Annotated in this window: 13 protein-coding genes; 5 read left to right on the top strand and 8 right to left on the bottom strand. The window is 61.5% G+C overall.

Annotated features, from left to right (window positions below; translation table 11 throughout):
- Positions 1 to 127 precede the first annotated feature (127 nt).
- The 8 genes from recA to H0482_RS03285 form a co-directional block, all read right to left on the bottom strand.
- Positions 128 to 1,201 carry a recombinase RecA gene (gene recA / locus H0482_RS03250; RefSeq protein ID WP_193728565.1) on the bottom strand — a complete coding sequence of 358 codons (1,074 nt, stop codon included), beginning with the start codon at positions 1,199 to 1,201 and terminating at the stop codon, positions 128 to 130.
- A gap of 236 nt (positions 1,202 to 1,437) precedes the next feature.
- Positions 1,438 to 1,833, bottom strand: coding sequence for a DUF2237 family protein (locus tag H0482_RS03255; RefSeq protein WP_193728566.1), 396 nt, complete (start codon positions 1,831 to 1,833; stop codon positions 1,438 to 1,440).
- Between the two features lie 3 nt (positions 1,834 to 1,836).
- On the bottom strand, positions 1,837 to 4,404 hold the full coding sequence (cckA, locus tag H0482_RS03260) for a cell cycle histidine kinase CckA (protein ID WP_193728567.1): 2,568 nt from the start codon (positions 4,402 to 4,404) through the stop codon (positions 1,837 to 1,839).
- A 133-nt stretch (positions 4,405 to 4,537) separates the two neighbouring features.
- Complete coding sequence (locus H0482_RS03265; RefSeq protein ID WP_193728568.1) at positions 4,538 to 7,786, bottom strand: hypothetical protein; 3,249 nt, start codon at positions 7,784 to 7,786, stop codon at positions 4,538 to 4,540.
- A 238-nt stretch (positions 7,787 to 8,024) separates the two neighbouring features.
- Entirely contained in the window at positions 8,025 to 8,996 is a 972-nt protein-coding gene (locus H0482_RS03270) for a MotE family protein (protein ID WP_193728569.1), read from the bottom strand.
- On the bottom strand, positions 8,993 to 9,424 hold the full coding sequence (locus tag H0482_RS03275; protein WP_193728570.1) for a DUF6468 domain-containing protein: 432 nt from the start codon (positions 9,422 to 9,424) through the stop codon (positions 8,993 to 8,995). The genes H0482_RS03270 and H0482_RS03275 overlap by 4 nt, the downstream gene beginning before the upstream one ends.
- Positions 9,421 to 10,599 carry a flagellar motor switch protein FliM gene (fliM, locus tag H0482_RS03280; RefSeq protein ID WP_193728571.1) on the bottom strand — a complete coding sequence of 393 codons (1,179 nt, stop codon included), beginning with the start codon at positions 10,597 to 10,599 and terminating at the stop codon, positions 9,421 to 9,423. The genes H0482_RS03275 and fliM overlap by 4 nt, the downstream gene beginning before the upstream one ends.
- On the bottom strand, positions 10,599 to 11,096 hold the full coding sequence (locus H0482_RS03285) for a flagellar basal body-associated FliL family protein (RefSeq protein WP_193728572.1): 498 nt from the start codon (positions 11,094 to 11,096) through the stop codon (positions 10,599 to 10,601). The genes fliM and H0482_RS03285 overlap by 1 nt, the downstream gene beginning before the upstream one ends.
- 281 nt (positions 11,097 to 11,377) lie before the next feature.
- Here H0482_RS03285 and flgF point away from each other — a divergent pair, with 281 nt between their 5' ends.
- The 5 genes from flgF (at position 11,378) to H0482_RS03310 (ending at position 16,380) form a co-directional block, all read left to right on the top strand.
- Positions 11,378 to 12,118, top strand: a complete 741-nt coding sequence (flgF, locus tag H0482_RS03290; protein ID WP_210319058.1) for a flagellar basal-body rod protein FlgF — start codon at positions 11,378 to 11,380, stop codon at positions 12,116 to 12,118.
- A gap of 18 nt (positions 12,119 to 12,136) precedes the next feature.
- Positions 12,137 to 12,922 (top strand): flagellar basal-body rod protein FlgG, encoded by a 786-nt coding sequence (gene flgG / locus H0482_RS03295; RefSeq protein WP_193728573.1) that lies wholly within the window; start codon positions 12,137 to 12,139, stop codon positions 12,920 to 12,922.
- 13 nt (positions 12,923 to 12,935) lie between these two features.
- The gene (flgA, locus tag H0482_RS03300) at positions 12,936 to 13,883 is read left to right on the top strand and encodes a flagellar basal body P-ring formation chaperone FlgA (RefSeq protein ID WP_193728574.1); all 948 of its coding nucleotides are present in this window, start codon (positions 12,936 to 12,938) and stop codon (positions 13,881 to 13,883) included.
- Positions 13,884 to 13,898: 15 nt separating this feature from the next.
- Entirely contained in the window at positions 13,899 to 14,636 is a 738-nt protein-coding gene (gene flgH, locus H0482_RS03305; protein ID WP_193728575.1) for a flagellar basal body L-ring protein FlgH, read from the top strand.
- A 250-nt stretch (positions 14,637 to 14,886) separates the two neighbouring features.
- The gene (locus H0482_RS03310) at positions 14,887 to 16,380 is read left to right on the top strand and encodes a carboxypeptidase M32 (RefSeq protein ID WP_193728576.1); all 1,494 of its coding nucleotides are present in this window, start codon (positions 14,887 to 14,889) and stop codon (positions 16,378 to 16,380) included.
- Positions 16,381 to 16,446: the final 66 nt, after the last annotated feature.

A 16,446-nucleotide genomic window follows, 5' to 3' on the forward strand; every position in this document is an offset into this window, starting at 1 on the left:
ATGTCATCGTCAAATGGCTTTCCCGCTTTCCGGGCAAATTTCTCCTGGCACGTTTCAGTCCCCCGCATCCGTCTGAAAACAAAAACCCCCGCCGAAGCGGGGGCAGATGCATGGGAACGTTTGGAGATCAATCCTCGCTGCTGCTGTCGTCCTCGCCGCCAGCAACCAGCAGCACTTCGCCCAGAAGACCGGAACTCTCGCGTACGCCCTGCTCGATCGTCGCCGCGATCTCGGGGTTATCCTTGAGGAATTGCCGGGCATTTTCACGCCCCTGCCCCAGACGCTGGCTATCCCAGGAGAACCATGCGCCGGCCTTGTCCACGATGCCGGACTTGACGCCCAGATCGAGCAATTCGCCGGTCTTGGAAATACCTTCGCCATACATGATGTCGAACTCGACCTGGCGGAAGGGCGGCGCCAGCTTGTTCTTGACCACTTTCACCCGGGTCTGGTTGCCGACAATCTCCTCGCGGTCCTTGAGCGCGCCGATGCGGCGGATGTCGAGACGGACCGAGGCATAGAACTTGAGCGCATTACCGCCAGTAGTGGTTTCGGGCGAGCCATACATGACGCCGATCTTCATGCGGATCTGATTGATGAAGATGACGAGGCACTTCGACTTGGAGATGGACGAAGTCAGCTTGCGCATGGCCTGGCTCATCAACCGCGCCTGCTGGCCGGGAAGGCTGTCGCCCATCTCCCCTTCCAGTTCGGCCCGCGGAGTGAGCGCCGCGACAGAATCGACCACCAGCACGTCGATGGCTCCGGACCGGACCAGTGTGTCGGTGATTTCCAGCGCCTGTTCGCCGGCATCCGGCTGGGAGATCAGCAAGTCATCGACATTGACGCCCAGCTTGCGGGCATAGACTGGATCAAGTGCGTGCTCGGCATCGACAAAGGCACAGATACCGCCTTTACGCTGCGCCTCGGCGATGACATGCAGAGCCAAGGTGGTCTTGCCCGAGCTCTCCGGTCCGAAAATTTCCACGATGCGGCCCTTGGGCAGGCCGCCGATGCCGAGTGCGATATCCAGGCCCAGCGAACCGGTCGAGATGGCCTCCACCTCGATATTGGTGTTTTCGCCAAGGCGCATGATCGAGCCCTTGCCGAAATTGCGCTCGATCTGGCTTAGCGCTGCGGCGAGCGCCTTGTCCTTATCCATTGATCCACCTTCAACGACGCGAAGCGGCGAAGCTGCCATGTTGCTATCTCCTTATTTCACGCTCTCGAAGGTCGCGCAACGAGAGGACTAATCAGCTAAAGTGCAATATATGTACGCTCTTTGTTCTCATTTTGTTTCCGCGACGTCAAGAGACAAAATGAGAACATCATCACGGACGCAAGAACAAAGACCACAAGCGAGGAAAGCTGATTCTCTTGTGATGCCATGCCGTCCCATCGGCGCAGTCGGCGGAGCGCATGAAGATGGCCAACCGTCTAGTTGAGGTCCAGGGCATAGGCCTTGAGGACATCGAGCGGAATGAGGTCCAGAACCTTCAGATTGGTCGCACGCAGATAGAGCCGGGGCGCCCTATCCGCCTCATAAGCCTGCAACCAGCGCGCGGCCACCAGACACCACCTATTGCCCGCCACCAGCCCGGGAAAGGCAAATTCCGGGCGAGGAGTCGAGAGATCGTTGCCGACGCGGGCGGAATAGACAAGGAATTCTTCGCTCGCCGCGATGCATACAAGGTGTGCAGCCGCGCTGTCGGGCCCGGCGGCGCAATAGCCGCTGCGAAAAAAGCCGGTCAGGGGATCGTGCGAGCAGGGTTGCAGCTTTTCGCCCAGTACGTTGAGCTCTGACGCGCCATCGAAGCGGGGATGGGCCGTCATGGCCTATCCCTCTTTGTCCAACCGGCGCAGCACTTCCTTGACCTTGGAATTGATCTGGTCGAGCGAATAGGGCTTGGGCAGGAAATCGACGCTCTGATCCTCGCCAATGTCTCGCCGCACGCTTTCCTCCGCATAGCCGGACACGAAGATGATCTTGAGGTTCGGCATCTTCTCGCGAATGACCTTGAGCATGGTTGGGCCGTCCATTTCCGGCATCACCACGTCGGAAATGATCAGATCGACCTCGTATTCGAGCTCTTCCAGCACTTCGATTGCTTCTTCGCCGCCATCGGCCTCGAATACCTCATAGCCGGTGGCCTTGAGCGCCCGGGCGGAGAAGGCGCGCACGCTTTCCTCGTCCTCGACAAGCAGAATGCGCTCCTGTCCGGTCAGGTCCTTGACCGGCGCCGCCGCATTGGCGGCCTTGGCCGCGGTTTCCTCGGTGCTCGCAAGATAGCGCGGCAGGAAAATCTTGAACGTCGTGCCGACCCCGAGCGTCGAGACCGGATAGATATAACCCTCGGTCTGCTTGACGATGCCATAGACCGTGGACAATCCGAGCCCGGTTCCCTTGCCCAATTCCTTGGTGGTGAAGAAGGGCTCGAAAATCTTCTCCAGCACCTCCTGGCTCATGCCGGTGCCGGAATCCTGCACATCGATCAGCACATAATCGGCCGGGACCATACCCTCGAACTTCATTCCCGCTATGTCGTTCTCACCGACATTGGAGGTGCGCAGCGTGATCGCGCCGCCATTGGGCATGGCGTCGCGCGCATTGACCACCAGATTGATGATCACCTGCTCGAGTTGCACCACATCGGCGCGCACCGGCCAGATATTGCGGCCATGTTCGACCGAGAGCGAGTTCTTCTCCCCGATCATGCGCTTGAGCAGCACGGTCAGGTCGTCGACGATCAGTGGCAGTTCCAGCACTTGTGGGCGCAGGGTCTGGCGGCGCGAGAAAGCCAGCAGCTGGCGGGTCAGGCCAGCGGCACGGTTGGCGTTCTGCTTGATCTGCATCAGTTCGCTGAACGAGGGATCACCCGGCTTGTGCTTGAGCAGCAGCAGATCGGAAAAACCGATAATGGCGGTGAGCAGGTTGTTGAAATCGTGTGCGACACCGCCAGCGAGTTGACCCACTGCCTGCATTTTCTGGCTCTGGGCGAACTGGGCTTCCAGCTTGCGCTGGTCGGTCATGTCCAGCGCATAGACATTGATCTGCTCAGGCGATCCGGCGCTGACCTCGGACGCCGAGACATAGAGCCTGACCGCATGCTCGCCTTCGACGCTGAGCAGCGCATCGACCGGCTCGACCTCCGAATGCTGCGCCAGCGCGGCGGCGAGGGCACGGTCGAGCTTTTCGCGGCTGGCCTCCCCCACCAGATCGTGCAGCTTCTGCAATTCGAGGCTTTTGTCTTCGCCTGACCAGCGGAAAATGCGCCCGAACGGCGCATTGGTGCGTATGATGCGGCCCTCGCCGTCCAGAGTGGCGATGGCAAAAGGCGTGTCGTTGAAGAAGCGGGAGAACCGCACTTCGGCGGCGCGCAATTCTTCTTCGGTGTCTGGGGCGCTCGACATGTCGAGCACCAGCGTGCGCGTCTCGCCCAATTCGCCATCGGCGAGGCGCGCTGCCCGGTGCAGCAAGCGCACCGGCAAGGCAGTGCCATTGCGGCGCACCAGGTCGATGTCGATGATTTCAGTGCGGATTTCACCATCGCCCCGGCCCCGCATCAGCAGCGATGCGCCGTCGCCCCGCACGATATCCTTGAGGTTGAGATGGCCGGAATTGAACTCGGCAAGGTCATAGCCGAGCCAATCAGCCAGGGTGGAGTTGAGATATTGGATGCGGCCATTCGCGTCCGCAGAAAAGAAGCCGGACGGCGAATGATCGAGATAGTCGATGGCGCGCTGAAGGTCGCGGAACGCAGTCTCGTTGCTTTCGCGGTCGCGTGTCGTGTCTTCGATGGACCAGGCGACCAGCGCCTTGCGGGCATCGTCGGTCTGCGGCAGCGGCCGCACCGCCACGCGATACCAGAACACGCGGCCAGCCTCGGCCTGCGATCCGCCCAGCCCTCCCGGCACGCGAATATCCTCGATGGCACTGCGGCCATCTTTGGCAGCGCGCGACAGGCGGTAAATGGCCTCGCTGGCATCGGCATAACCGGCGAACAGGCGCGGTACACTGACCGGAACGCCATTATTCATCGCGCCGGGAAAACGCCCATAGTGCTGGTTGACATAGGCGATCTTGCCATCTCGGCCCGCAATCACCGTGCCGAAAGGCAGGCTGTCCACCACCGCATGGCTCAATGTGCGCCGCTCTTCGGTCGGTGAAAAGCGAAAGAGCCCCGCAACGAGCCCGAACAGGAAGAATACGCCCGCCACAGCCAGCACGCCCACAAAGGCCATCATCGCCTCGGCTGGAATCTGGTCGCTGAACAGGGAAAAGCCGACCGCCATCAGGATCAGTACCAGTCCGAGAAGCGCCACGCGCCACAGATCGATGCCGGCGCGCGCCGCGTCCAGAACCGGGTCGGGATAGCTGTCCTCGCCGCGCGGCGTCGATGCCATGATCTAATGCTCCAGCAGGCACAGGCCGTCCCGAATCGGGACATCGTCCAAGGTCTAGCAAATGCACCGCTCCCATGGGAGGGCGAAGCCGCTTTTCAACATGGGATGGTGGAATCTGCTGATGCCAGGTGGCTCAGCGCGCCACTGGAGCGGCGCTGGCCTCGGCGGCATTGGCCGGAGCCAGGGCGCCATCGGCGCCATAGGTTTCGCGATAAGAGGAAAGGAAAGCGGTGAGGCTGTCCTGCGCCGCAATTTCGGCAGCAACCTTCTTGAATTCGAGGCTCGTGGCCTGGATCGGCCCGGTCACGAAATCGAACATGGGCCATTCCGGCGAATTGACCATCTGCTCGCCAAATTTGTTGCGCAGCCGGGACAGGCCGTAATCGTCGCCGGCCAGCACGTAGCCGACCGCAGCCTTGACCAGGTTCAGGCGGGCCGTGCGGTTCAAAGCCTGCCCGCTGGTGTCACGGCCATAAATCGCCTCGATCATTTCCCCGGCCTGGCTGTAGCGCCGAGCTTTCCAATGAGCATCGATCCGCAACAATTCCACGTCCTTGCCGTCCATGTTGTTGACCAGATCGAGCGCCAGCTGATCGCGCCCGCCATCGATCATCGCCCGTGCCTCCAGGATGCGACGCTGGCGTGCCAGCGATTCCGGGATTTCGGGCAATCGTGTCTCGTTGAGCACCCGAAGGGCATCCTGCGGCTTGCGGTCGGCCAGGTAGATGACCGCAAGATCGGCAGCGATCTGCGTCCGCGCCACGCCGCGCAGCCTGTTGTCCAACTGGTATTGCAGCAGATCGGCGGCCTGCGGCAGCAGGTCCACGCGCACCAGCCGCCGCGCGAGATTGCGGATCATTTCATCGCCGCGCGCCCCCGGAGGCGTCAGATGGCGGAAATCATAATAGATGGCCAGAGCTTCGACCGCCCCGATGGAATCGGCAACGCCATTGAGGAAGAGGTCGGCGAACATGGTCTGGGCCTGATCGCGCAGGGCATTGACCGCGGGGCTTTCAGGAAAGCTGGTGACGGCGGCTCGAACGGTTTCGAACCCGACCCGGTATTCGCCATTGCGGAAATAGAGTCTGGCGAGCAGAGCCTGCATTTCTGCTTCAAGCGTATCGCCGCGCCAGAGCAGCGTTTCGGCCGCCAGGGTCTGGGTCGCCTTGCCCAGACTGAGCCGATCCTGCTGATCCAGCAGCAGCAGAGTACGATAGACCGCCTCGGCGCGGGTGGGGCGCACTTCCGACGCGATCACCTGCCCGTAAGTGTCCAATGCTTCCTGCAGGCGTCCGGAGGCTTCATCCACCCTGCCCGACAGCAGATGATAGAGCGATGCGTCCTCAACGCTGAGCGACGCGAATTCGATCTGCCCCAGCAGTTGCTCGGCAAATTCACTGTCCCCGACCTCGATAGCCGAGCGAGTAGCCGTCAGCCGGAATAGATTGCGGAGCCATTCGGGATATGAATCGACCACCAAGCGCGCATCGAGCGCGTCCTGCCGTGCGCCCCGGTAATCGCTTTGGCCCGCCCGCGCCATGCTGCGCCAGAACATTGCGTCAACCTCTTGGGCCAAAGCAGCGGCATTGAGAGCCTGCAACGCTTCATCCGGGCGGCCGGACATGACATTGGCCAAAGCCTGCGTCATGCGCATCGACTTGGTCAGATCCTGCGCCTTGAGATCGCCCTCGAGCACCCGCAACACCCCCAGCGCCTCGAACGAAAAGCGGTTGGCCAGTAGGAACTGCGCCAGATCGAGCCGGGCAATATCCCGATTGCGCCCCTCGCTGGAGGCGGCGGTCAGTTCCAGCGCATCACGTTTCTGCCCGAACTTGATCGGATCGCGTTCCTCGAGCGCCAAAAGGTTGATGAACCCCGCGCGAGCGGCCTCCTGCGCTTCCGTACCGAAATTGCGCAATGCATCGGAGGCGGACACCGTCAGCCCGCCAGTGTTGGAAATCACCGCGAGCGGGCTCTCCAGCGCCACATGGAGACCGGCGGATTTGGGCATGACCACCAGGCCATGTACGCTTCGGAGGGCGGTGAAATCGACATAATCCAGGGTGCGCGTCAGGCCCCGTGCCGGCGGATAGGCCGTCACCACCTTGAGAACGTCACCGACCAGCGGATCGCGAAAATCATGAATGCGACCGGGGCGCACCACATCGGCCACCATCTCGAACGCCCCCTCGACGTCGCGGCGGCGACTGAGGCTCATGGGCTCCGTTGGGCTCAGCATCATGTCACCAAGCGAGAGAACCCAGGCCATGCCTTCCGAGCCCAGCGTTGCCAGCCGGTCGTGCGACAGATCGATGCGCACCACCTGCGTATCGCCGGACGGGATCACGGCAAATTCGCTGGCGATATCATCGAGAGCCGAATTGGGCGACGGCGGTTGAATGCCGCTCACGCTGTCGAACACCATCCAGACCGTGTTGCCGCGCCGGAACACGCCGGCCGGCGTATCCTGCTCAAAGGGAAAAATCAGTCGGACGGTAGAGCCCAGAACGCTGACGAAAGGAGTGATCACCTCCGCAGCCGACGATTGCAGGGCGGCAATGCGCGGAGCTTCCGCAACCGGCTCGGCCGATTTTTCACTTTCTGCGCTCGCCGTCGCCAGATCTTCAGGCGTCAATACCGGAAGGCCCTGCCCGGCAATATCGATGTCGAGCACATATTGGCTGGGCGTGACCTCGTAGAAGCGCGGCTTGACGCCTTCGGCAAAAATGAAGGTAGCGACCGCTCCATCAGCGGACGATCCCGATTGAACCGAGACCACCTCGTCCGGCAGACCACCCATCAAGGCGCTGACGTCCATCCCGACCGGCCATTCGAAAGTGGCTGCGCCGATATTGCCCTTTTGAGCGAATTTCGCATCGGTTGGCACCGTCCAGTCGAATTGGATCCGCAGGAAGGTCGCGTTCTGTCCGACCCGGATATTGACCTCGGGATCAAGTTCGGCAGCCATGCGCGCCTTGCGCTCGCGCTCGGCCCTGATGGCGGCAAGGCGGGCCCGCTCAGCCAGTTCCTCGATGACTTCTGGCGGCAAAGGTGGCGGCATACCCTGCCAGGTGGGCGGCAGTAGATCGATATAGAGCTGTTCACCCGCCTCGATGCGGTTGAAGTTAAAACTGGATCTGAGACCAATGCGCAAGCCGCGCCCGTCGGGATCCACGCGGGCGATCGTGAGATAATCGGGCATCGTCAGCCCGACATCGGGCAGAGTAATCGCGACGGGCTCTGCGAATTCGATGGAGAGCACACCGTTTTCGATGCGAAAATCATGCTTGGGCAAGTCATCCAGCGCCGGAAAACTCAGGATCAGCCGGCCATAGCCATCTTGCGCGGCAGCATAGAGCTGGCCCTGGTCCAGTGCATGCACAGGCGCTATCATTGCCAGAAAACTGGCAAGGAAAGGAGCGACCAGGGCTATTCCTGCCCGTCGCAAGCCTGCGATATATGCGGTCTTCACCGGCTTTCTGCCCGTCCCGACGCCAGAGATAAACGTTTTGTGGTCGGGTTTTCTGCCCCGGAAGCCCCAAAACGCGAAGGATTACGCTCGTTGAGCCGTAAATCTAGCGAGGCGGGCTTAACGTCCCCCTAAAGCATTGCGGCCAGATTTACTGGCCGATGATCTGCGGCAATGCGGCAAGGTCGTCCTCGCTCATACTTTCGAGCGGATCGGTACTGGCCGAAGCCATGCCTACCGTCAATTCCTGGGCCCGGGTCGTATTCATCTCGGCAAGGATTGGCGCCATCTTGCGCGGCGCCATCATCTTGGACACCCGCAAAAGCACTTCCATCTCCAGATTGTCGAAAATCTTGGCAGCATCCTTCGGCTTCATGGTCTCGTACATGGCCACGATGCTGGCGAATTGCCCTTCTTCCATCTGCTTGCGCTGTTCGACCAGCGAGGCGATCTGGTCCTCGATGGACTGCATGGTCGCCTGGCGTTCCTCGATGCGCTTTTCCGCCGCTTCCACCAGCGAGGCGCGCATGGCCAATTGCTGTTCGTAGGTTTCCAGCTCGGTGCGCCGCGCGGCAAGGCGTTCAAGCAAGACCTGCTCGGTCTGTCCGCTCTCACTATTGCCAAAGGGCACCAGACCTTCGCCGGTTACCAATTGCGGCAAGGCATCGACCATCGGTGGGCAATCGGCGGGCATCACCATCAACTGGCCGTCCGAAGCACTCTGCTCGCCTTCAGGCAATACCGGGCGCAATGCACACGCATTTTCATCGGCGATCAAGTTTTCGCCGCCCTGCTCAGCGGCGGCGCCGATCACGTCACCCTCGTCATGGTCGACGGTTTCTCCGCTCACACCCTGCGCCGAGGCTTCCGCAGGCTGCATTGCCAGCGTCGGCGTCTTGTCGCCCAATGTCGGCGTCGTGTCAGCAATGGTGGGTTCCGAGGGCATGGTGACGGTTTCGCCCTGCGCCACCGGCGTCGTGGTGGGGGCGGCACCACCGGCCGCCTCCGCGATGCTTACCCCTGTCAGCACATAGCCGCCATTGGTCACCAGACCCACCGTCTTGAGGACGAAAAGGGCGGCAACAGCAAGAATGACGACGGGCAACAGGCGGATATTGGTCACGCGGCGGCTCCGCGATTGCGCACGCGCGCCGACAATTGCTGCAGCGCGGACTGAACCTTGTTGGGCTCCTCTTCCGTCTCGATGGCCTGGCTCTGGCGCGCCACGCTGGTGATCCGGGCAATGCGCTCCATCAGCACCGTGCCGGCATTGACGTGATTGGCAAGTTCGACGCCGAAACGCTCAGCCTCTTCAAGGCGGGCTGTCAGGCTGAGATCGGCCTCGACGGCGGTTGATTTCAGTTCCTTGATGGCCTGATTGGCCAGATTGGTGGCGCCAACCAGGTCGGCAACCATCTGGCGCAGCGCATCCTTGTCCTGATGCAGGCGCTTGAGCCGCTGATTGAGCAGCACGCAATAGCCGATTGTCAGAGCCAAGAGCACGGCCACGGCGCCTTCGACAAAAATTCCCAGCGGCAAACCGAACATCATCGTCCTTCCATCGTTTCGTCGATTGCCTCGAAGGCCGCCATGGTGACCTTGGGCGGGTTGAGCGGGCGCGTCACCCGCACGGAAACATTCTTGCCGATATGGCCCATGATGGCCTCGGTTAATTCGACATCGCCACAGCGCAGCCGGATCGGATCGCTGGGTGCGCGCTCGAACATCAAAGTCTGTCCGGGTTGCAGATTAAGCACCTTGGACAGCGGCAGATCCTGCTCGTGCATCACCGCCTCGATCTCGACATCGGCCTGATAAATCTCAGTGGCCAGATGTCCTTCCCAGATCGGGTCGCGGCCGAACTTCTCGCCCATGAACATCTGGAGCAATTGCTCGCGGATCGGCTCAATGGTGGCATAGGGCAGCAAAATCTCGATCTTGCCACCGCGATCATCCATCTCAATGCGCAATTCGATTAAAATGGCAGCGTTGCCAGGCCGGGAAATGGCAGCGAAGCGCGGATTGGTCTCCATGCGCTCCAGCTTGAAATTGATCTGCGTCACCGGCTCGAAGGCGCGATGCGTATCATCGAGAATGACCTCGATCATGCGACGGGCCAGCGCCATTTCGATGGTCGTGTAAGGGCGCCCCTCGACCCGGATATTGCCCCCCACCCGGCGGCCGCCGAGCAGTACGTCGATCATCGAATAGATGAGATTGGAATCGACGGTGAGCAGGCCGTAATTCTCCCATTCCTCGGCCTTGATCACCGAGAGGATGGCCGGCAACGGAATGGAATTGAGATAGTCGCCGAAGCGGACCGAGGAAATCGAATCCATCGTCACTTCGACATTGTCGCTGGTGAAATTGCGCAGCGAGGTCGTGGCCAGCCGCACCAGCCGGTCGAAGACGATCTCCAGCATCGGCAGGCGTTCATAGGAAACGAGCGCCGAATTGATCAGCGCCTGAACGCCGCTCAGTTCGACATTGCCGGCAGCGCTGGCGTCGAAGCCGAGCAGGCTGTCGATCTCGTCCTGATTCAGCACCCGGTCGGGGCCGCCATCCTCTCCGCCGTCGCCTCCTTCGAGCATCGCGGCCCATTCGGCAGCCGCGGCGGCATTGCGCTCTTCCTCGGTCATTTCCGATTCATCGGGCATTGCGGAAGCCGCGAGGCCTTCGACACCCCAATCGTCGCTCAATTTGTCCTGTTCGCTCGGCCCAGCCATTACTGCACCAGGATTTCCTTGAAGAGCACGTTCTGAACGTGGGCGGGATAGATCGCGATATTGACCCGCCGCAGCAGCTCTTCCTTGAGGCGATAAATGCCGGCCGATCCCTCGAGGTCGCTTTTGCGCAGTTCGCGCAGATAAACCTGGAATGCGTCGATCACCCGTGGCAGGCGCGGCTGGATTTCGGTCATCATCTTTTCGTCGGCGACTTCCAGCGCGATGGTCAGCTTCATCACCGCCGCATTGCCGTCATCGGTGCTTAGATTCACCATCATGGGCGGCAGGTTGAAGATGAAGGTGTTCTGCGGAATCGGCGTTCCGGCCACGCCATCCATTTGCGTTGCCGCGTCGGATGAACCCGAGGACGAGAGAAAGAAGAAGATCCCGCCGCCCGCCAGCAGCACCACGATGAGAGCGGCGCCGATTATCAGAAAGAGGTTGGGAATACCCTTCTTGGCAGGCGCTTCAGTTCCGACTTCTGCTTCCGCAGCCATTGCTCGCCCCACCAAATCCGGCAATTCCGGCCGATTCCGGCCTCTCATCCAGCTAAGGGGCACTTGGTTAACGAATAGTTACGATTAGCCCTGGCCCGGCAGTTTTTGCCGGGCAGCTTTTGCCGGCGACGCAGACATTAATTGCCGATGACTGCATCTGACACACCGTTAAGTATCTGATTTTACTAAAATACCGCTCTTGGCATGGTTTCTGCAAAGTTAATGGGCGAGGCGGTCAGCTTGGGGAAGCGGCTGTCTCGGGGAAAGACACGGGGAATGTCATGATCGAGAACGCGCAACTTATCAGCCTGTCCCGGCAGATCGCTTTGCAGCGCCGGATGGACGTGGTGGCGCACAATGTCGCCAACATCAACACGACCGGCTTCAAAGCCGAACAGATCCTGTTCGAAGAATACACCATGCCGGTGGCGCGCGACCGGACTTTCCCCAATCTCGACCAGCCGCTCTCCTATGTGCAGGACTGGGCGACGATCCACGACATGGCCGGCGGCACCATGATCCAGACCGGCAATGACCTCGATGTGGCCCTTAATGGCGACGGCTTTTTCGCCGTCCAGACCCCTGCCGGCGAACGCTGGACCCGGGCCGGATCGTTCCAGATCAGCAGCAACGGCACGCTGGTCGATCTTTCGGGCAATCCCGTTCTCGGCCTCGCCGGCCCGATCCAGTTCGGCCCCGAAGAAGTCGGCATCGCCATCGCCACCGATGGCATGATCTCCTCCAGCGCCGGCGCCCGGGGGCAGTTGCGCATCGTCGAGTTCGATAACCCGCAGGCCCTGGCCCGCGAGGGCAGCAATCTGTTTTCCGGCGGCACGCCCGGCCCCAACACCAATACCCGGGCCATCCAGGGCCACGTGGAGCGCTCCAACGTTTCCGGTGTGTCGGAAATGGCTGAACTCATCCGCGTCACCCGCGCCTACGAATCCATCGCTTCGCTGACGCAGAAGCAGGACGAGCTGCGCCGCTCGGCCATTCAGCGTCTCGGCGACGCCAACGCTTGATCCTGAGGACGAACCGCCATGAAAGCACTCTATATCGCATCGACCGGCATGAGCGCCCAGGAACGCAATGTCGAAGTCATTTCCAACAACATCGCCAATATGCGCACCACTGGCTATAAGCGCCAGCGCGCCGAATTCCAGGATCTGCTCTACCAGCAGATCACCCGCGCCGGGTCGCAGACCTCGGGTCAGGGCACCATGGTGCCGGCGGGACTGGAGATCGGCTCGGGTGTGCGCACCATCTCGACGCCTCGCGTCATGAGCCAGGGCTCGGTCAATATGACCGAGCGTGAATTGGACGTGGCCATTCGCGGCGAAGGCTTCTTCATGATCCAGCTGCCCGATGGCCGCACCGCCTATACCCGCGACGGCTCCTTCGAGCGCGACGCCGAAGGCACGCTGGTCAATTCCGCTGGTTATACCGTCGATCCCGGCATCAACATCCCCGGCGACGCACGCGGCGTCGCCATTTCGCCGGACGGCACGGTGGAAGCCTATATCGGCACCGACACCATGCCCACCCAGCTCGGCCAGCTGCAATTGGCGCGTTTTGTCAACAAGTCTGGCCTCGAATCCATGGGAGACAACCTCTTCCTCGAAACCGCGGCCAGCGGCGCGGCCCAGGTGGGCGTGCCCAATGCCGATGGCGCCGGTGACCTGCTGCAAAATTATCTGGAACTGGCCAACGTCAATTCGGTGACCGAAATCGCCGACCTGATCGCCGCCCAGCGAGCCTACGAAATGAACGCCCGTGTCATTTCCGGCGCCGACCAGATGATGCAGGCCACGAGCCAATTGCGCTGACTAGGAGGACGCCATGAAAAAAGCACACTCCCTCATCGCCATCATCGCCCTGACGCTGTCGGCCGGCACTGCCTTTGCAGCGCCCGTGCTCAAGTCCGACATCGTGGTTATGGCCCCCGTTGTGACCGTCGGCGACATGTTCGACGATTCCGGCGCGCTGGCTGAAAAACCGCTATTCCGCTCTCCGCTACCGGGCACGACCGGCAATGTCGATCTGGCCGCCATCCGCCAGGCGACGGCCCGCATCGGCCTTGATTATTTTGACGCTCAAGGCCTTGGCCAGGTGCGCGTGTCGCGCGCAGCCGCCATGGTCGACAAGGATATTCTGACTGCCCTCATCACAGATGACCTGCGCAGCCGGGGCATTCTTGCCGATGACATGAATGCCGATATCCTGCTGTCCCAGCCCTTCGATCCGATCCGCGCGGAGGCCGGCGAGGCCCCTGCCCGCCTCGACACCCTGCGCTATCTGCCGGGCAACGGCTCATTTGCGGCCCGTTTCATCGTCGCCGGCGTCAGCCAGCCGCTGGACCTTGCCGGCACCATCGAATTGAGCGTCAACGCGCCCCATCTGGCAGCGAACCTGCCTGCTGGCACCCTGCTGCAACCCGAGCATTTCGTCATGCGCCCGGTTCCGGCGCAGCAGGCCGCCGCCCAGGGCATCGCGCCGCTCGAGCAGTTGATCGGCATGTCCCTCAACCGCCAGAGCCGCGAAGGCATGCTGGTGCGCGCCAGCGATGTCGGCGTGCCGCAGGCCGTCTCCAAAAATGACCTCGTCACCATCTACTACCGTCACGGCCCGATGACGCTGACCGTGCGCGGCCAGGCCGTTACCGGCGCGGCCAAGGATGCTCCGCTCCAGGTGCTCAACCTGGTCTCCCGGCGCGTGATCAATGCCACGGCCATCGCCCCCGGCGCCGTCGAGGTTTCGACCGCTCCCATGACCCTTGCCGGCCTCTAATTCAGGATCGCAGAAATGAACCTCATCAAGCTCGCCACCATCCTGACCCTTGCCGCCACACTGGGCGCCTGCAGCACTATGGACCGTCTCGCCAATGTCGGCCAGGCGCCGGCCTTGTCCGCCATCAACGACCCCACCACTACGGCGGGCTATCAGCCGGTGCGCATGCCCATGCCCGAGCCCATCGCCGATACCTACCAGCCCAATTCGCTCTACCGCACCTCGGCGCGGGGCTTCTTCAAGGATGAGCGCGCCCACCGCATCGGCGACATTCTCACCGTGATGGTCACGATCGACGACAGCGCCAAGATCAACAACCAGACCCAGCGCAACCGGAACTCGACCAATTCGGCCGGCATGGGCGGGATTTTTGCTGCCGGCTTCAACAACATCACCAATAACAGCATCGACCCCAGCGCCGCCATCGACTTCAATTCGGGCATGCGCGACACCGGAAACGGCTCGGTGAACCGCGCTGAAAGCCTCGAAACCACCGTTGCCGCCGTGGTGACGCAGGTCCTGCCCAATGGCAATCTGGTCATCGAGGGCCGCCAGGAAGTCCGCGTCAATTTCGAGGTTCGCGACCTGATCGTTGCCGGCATTGTTCGCCCCTCGGACATCCAGGCCAACAATACGATCCTATCCAGCAAGATTGCCGAAGCGCGCATCTCTTATGGCGGACGTGGCCAGATCACCGACGTGCAGCAATCCCGCTACGGCCAGCAGGTCATGGACGCCATCCTGCCCTTCTGATCCCCACTACCGGCGCCGTCTCCTCCCCGTTGACGGCGCCGCTCCCCAGGCCGGACTGCAAAAGCCGTCGGCCATCCCCACAGGCTCCTCGTTCCCCAATGTCGCGAGCCTGGCTCCCCGAGGCACAGCTTCCCCGGCTGTGCCTCTCCCCATTTCCATGAACACCGCCACGCTGGCCGAGCCCCCCACCAACCTTGATCCGGCCGGACCTCTATGAAACAGATCGGGTTCATATTGCAGGAACCCGTTCATGTCCTTTGCCAAACTCGATGATCTCGGACGCAAGCTGGAAGCGCTCGAGCATGCCCTTTCCATTCTCGGCGCCGACGAGGCGACCCATATGGCCGTTGGCGGCGGCGAAAAGCGCGCCGAGGCCATGTCGCAACTTGCGGGCATGTATCACGCACAGGCCATCGCGCCGGAAATTGGCGACTGGATCGCATCGGCAAAGGCGGAGGCTCTGACCGAGGACCAGATTTTGGCCATCGGCGAGTTCGAGCGCAATTACATCAACGCCACCTGTCTGCCGACCGAATTCGTCCAGCGCCGCACCGCCGCCACCCTGCGCTCGGAGCAATTGTGGCGTGAATTGCGGCCCAGGGGCGATTGGGATTCCTTCCTGCCGGCGCTTGAAGGCGTCGTGTCACTGGTGCGCGAGGAGGCTGCCTTGCGTGCCGCCGCAACCGGCCTTTCCCCCTACGACGCCTTGATGGACCAATATGATCCGGGCAACCGGACTGCCGACATCGATGCCGTTTTTGCCGATCTAAAATCCTTCCTCAAGGAATTCGTACCAACAGCTTTGGTGGCGCAGCAGGAGCGGCTTGCCCGCCGCCCGCGCAAGGCGCTCAATGCCCACTACCCGATTGAAAAGCAGCGCGAACTGGGCCTCGCTGCCATGCGCGCCGTCGGTTTCGACTTCACTCACGGTTCGCTCGCTGTGTCGCATCACCCGTTTTGCGGTGGCGTGCCCAGCGACGTGCGCATGACCACCCGCTACCGCACCGACGAATTCCTGACCTCCCTGATGGGCGTATTGCACGAAACTGGCCATGCGCTTTACGAGCAGGGATTGCCCAAGGGCTGGTCGCATTGGCCTTTGGGCAAGGCGCGCGGCATGGGGATGCATGAAAGCCAGAGCCTGTTCGTGGAAATGCAGATCGCCCGCAGCGGCGACTTCTGGACCTATATGCTGCCTCTGGTCCATCAGCATCTGGGTGAGGACGCCATTCTCGGCTGGGACGTGGCCGACATTCTCAGCGAGGTCAATTTCGTCGAGCGCGGCTATATCCGGGTCGATGCCGACGAGGTGACCTATCCCCTGCATGTGATCCTGCGCTACGAACTGGAGCAGGATCTGGTCTCAGGCAAGCTCGAGGCCAGCCAGATCCCCGAGGCATGGGATGCCAAGATGATTGAATATCTCGGCATTTCCACCATCGACGACCCCAAGGACGGCCCGATGCAGGACGTGCACTGGCCCGGCGGCGCCTTCGGTTATTTCCCCTCCTATACACTCGGCGCGATGATCGCGGCACAATTGGGCTCCGCCATGAAGCGCGACATTCCCGATATGGGCGAGCACATGCAGAGGGGCGATTTCACCGCCATCAATCGATGGCGCGCCGATAAGGTCTGGTCCCAGGCTTCGCGCTATTCCACGCCTGACTTGATCATGAAGGCCACCGGCGAAGCGCTCAATGCCGAGCATTTTAAGGTCCATCTTACGAAAAGATACGGCTGATAATTCTTTATTTTCAGATACGTAGCGGAAAAGGCGGAATCAAGATCCGCCTTTTTCATATTCTGA

Source organism: Devosia faecipullorum, from assembly GCF_015158295.1.
Taxonomy (GTDB): Bacteria; Pseudomonadota; Alphaproteobacteria; order Rhizobiales; family Devosiaceae; genus Devosia; species Devosia faecipullorum.

Bases quoted from the DNA above. Each gene is read 5' to 3' on its own strand.
- recA (WP_193728565.1), bottom strand. From the start codon at position 1,201: ATGGCAGCTTCGCCGCTTCGCGTCGTTGAAGGTGGATCAATGGATAAG.
- H0482_RS03255 (WP_193728566.1), bottom strand. From the start codon at position 1,833: ATGACGGCCCATCCCCGCTTCGATGGCGCGTCAGAGCTCAACGTACTG.
- cckA (WP_193728567.1), bottom strand. From the start codon at position 4,404: ATGGCATCGACGCCGCGCGGCGAGGACAGCTATCCCGACCCGGTTCTG.
- H0482_RS03275 (WP_193728570.1), bottom strand. From the start codon at position 9,424: ATGATGTTCGGTTTGCCGCTGGGAATTTTTGTCGAAGGCGCCGTGGCC.
- fliM (WP_193728571.1), bottom strand. From the start codon at position 10,599: ATGGCTGGGCCGAGCGAACAGGACAAATTGAGCGACGATTGGGGTGTC.
- H0482_RS03285 (WP_193728572.1), bottom strand. From the start codon at position 11,096: ATGGCTGCGGAAGCAGAAGTCGGAACTGAAGCGCCTGCCAAGAAGGGT.
- flgF (WP_210319058.1), top strand. From the start codon at position 11,378: ATGATCGAGAACGCGCAACTTATCAGCCTGTCCCGGCAGATCGCTTTG.
- flgG (WP_193728573.1), top strand. From the start codon at position 12,137: ATGAAAGCACTCTATATCGCATCGACCGGCATGAGCGCCCAGGAACGC.
- flgA (WP_193728574.1), top strand. From the start codon at position 12,936: ATGAAAAAAGCACACTCCCTCATCGCCATCATCGCCCTGACGCTGTCG.
- flgH (WP_193728575.1), top strand. From the start codon at position 13,899: ATGAACCTCATCAAGCTCGCCACCATCCTGACCCTTGCCGCCACACTG.
- H0482_RS03310 (WP_193728576.1), top strand. From the start codon at position 14,887: ATGTCCTTTGCCAAACTCGATGATCTCGGACGCAAGCTGGAAGCGCTC.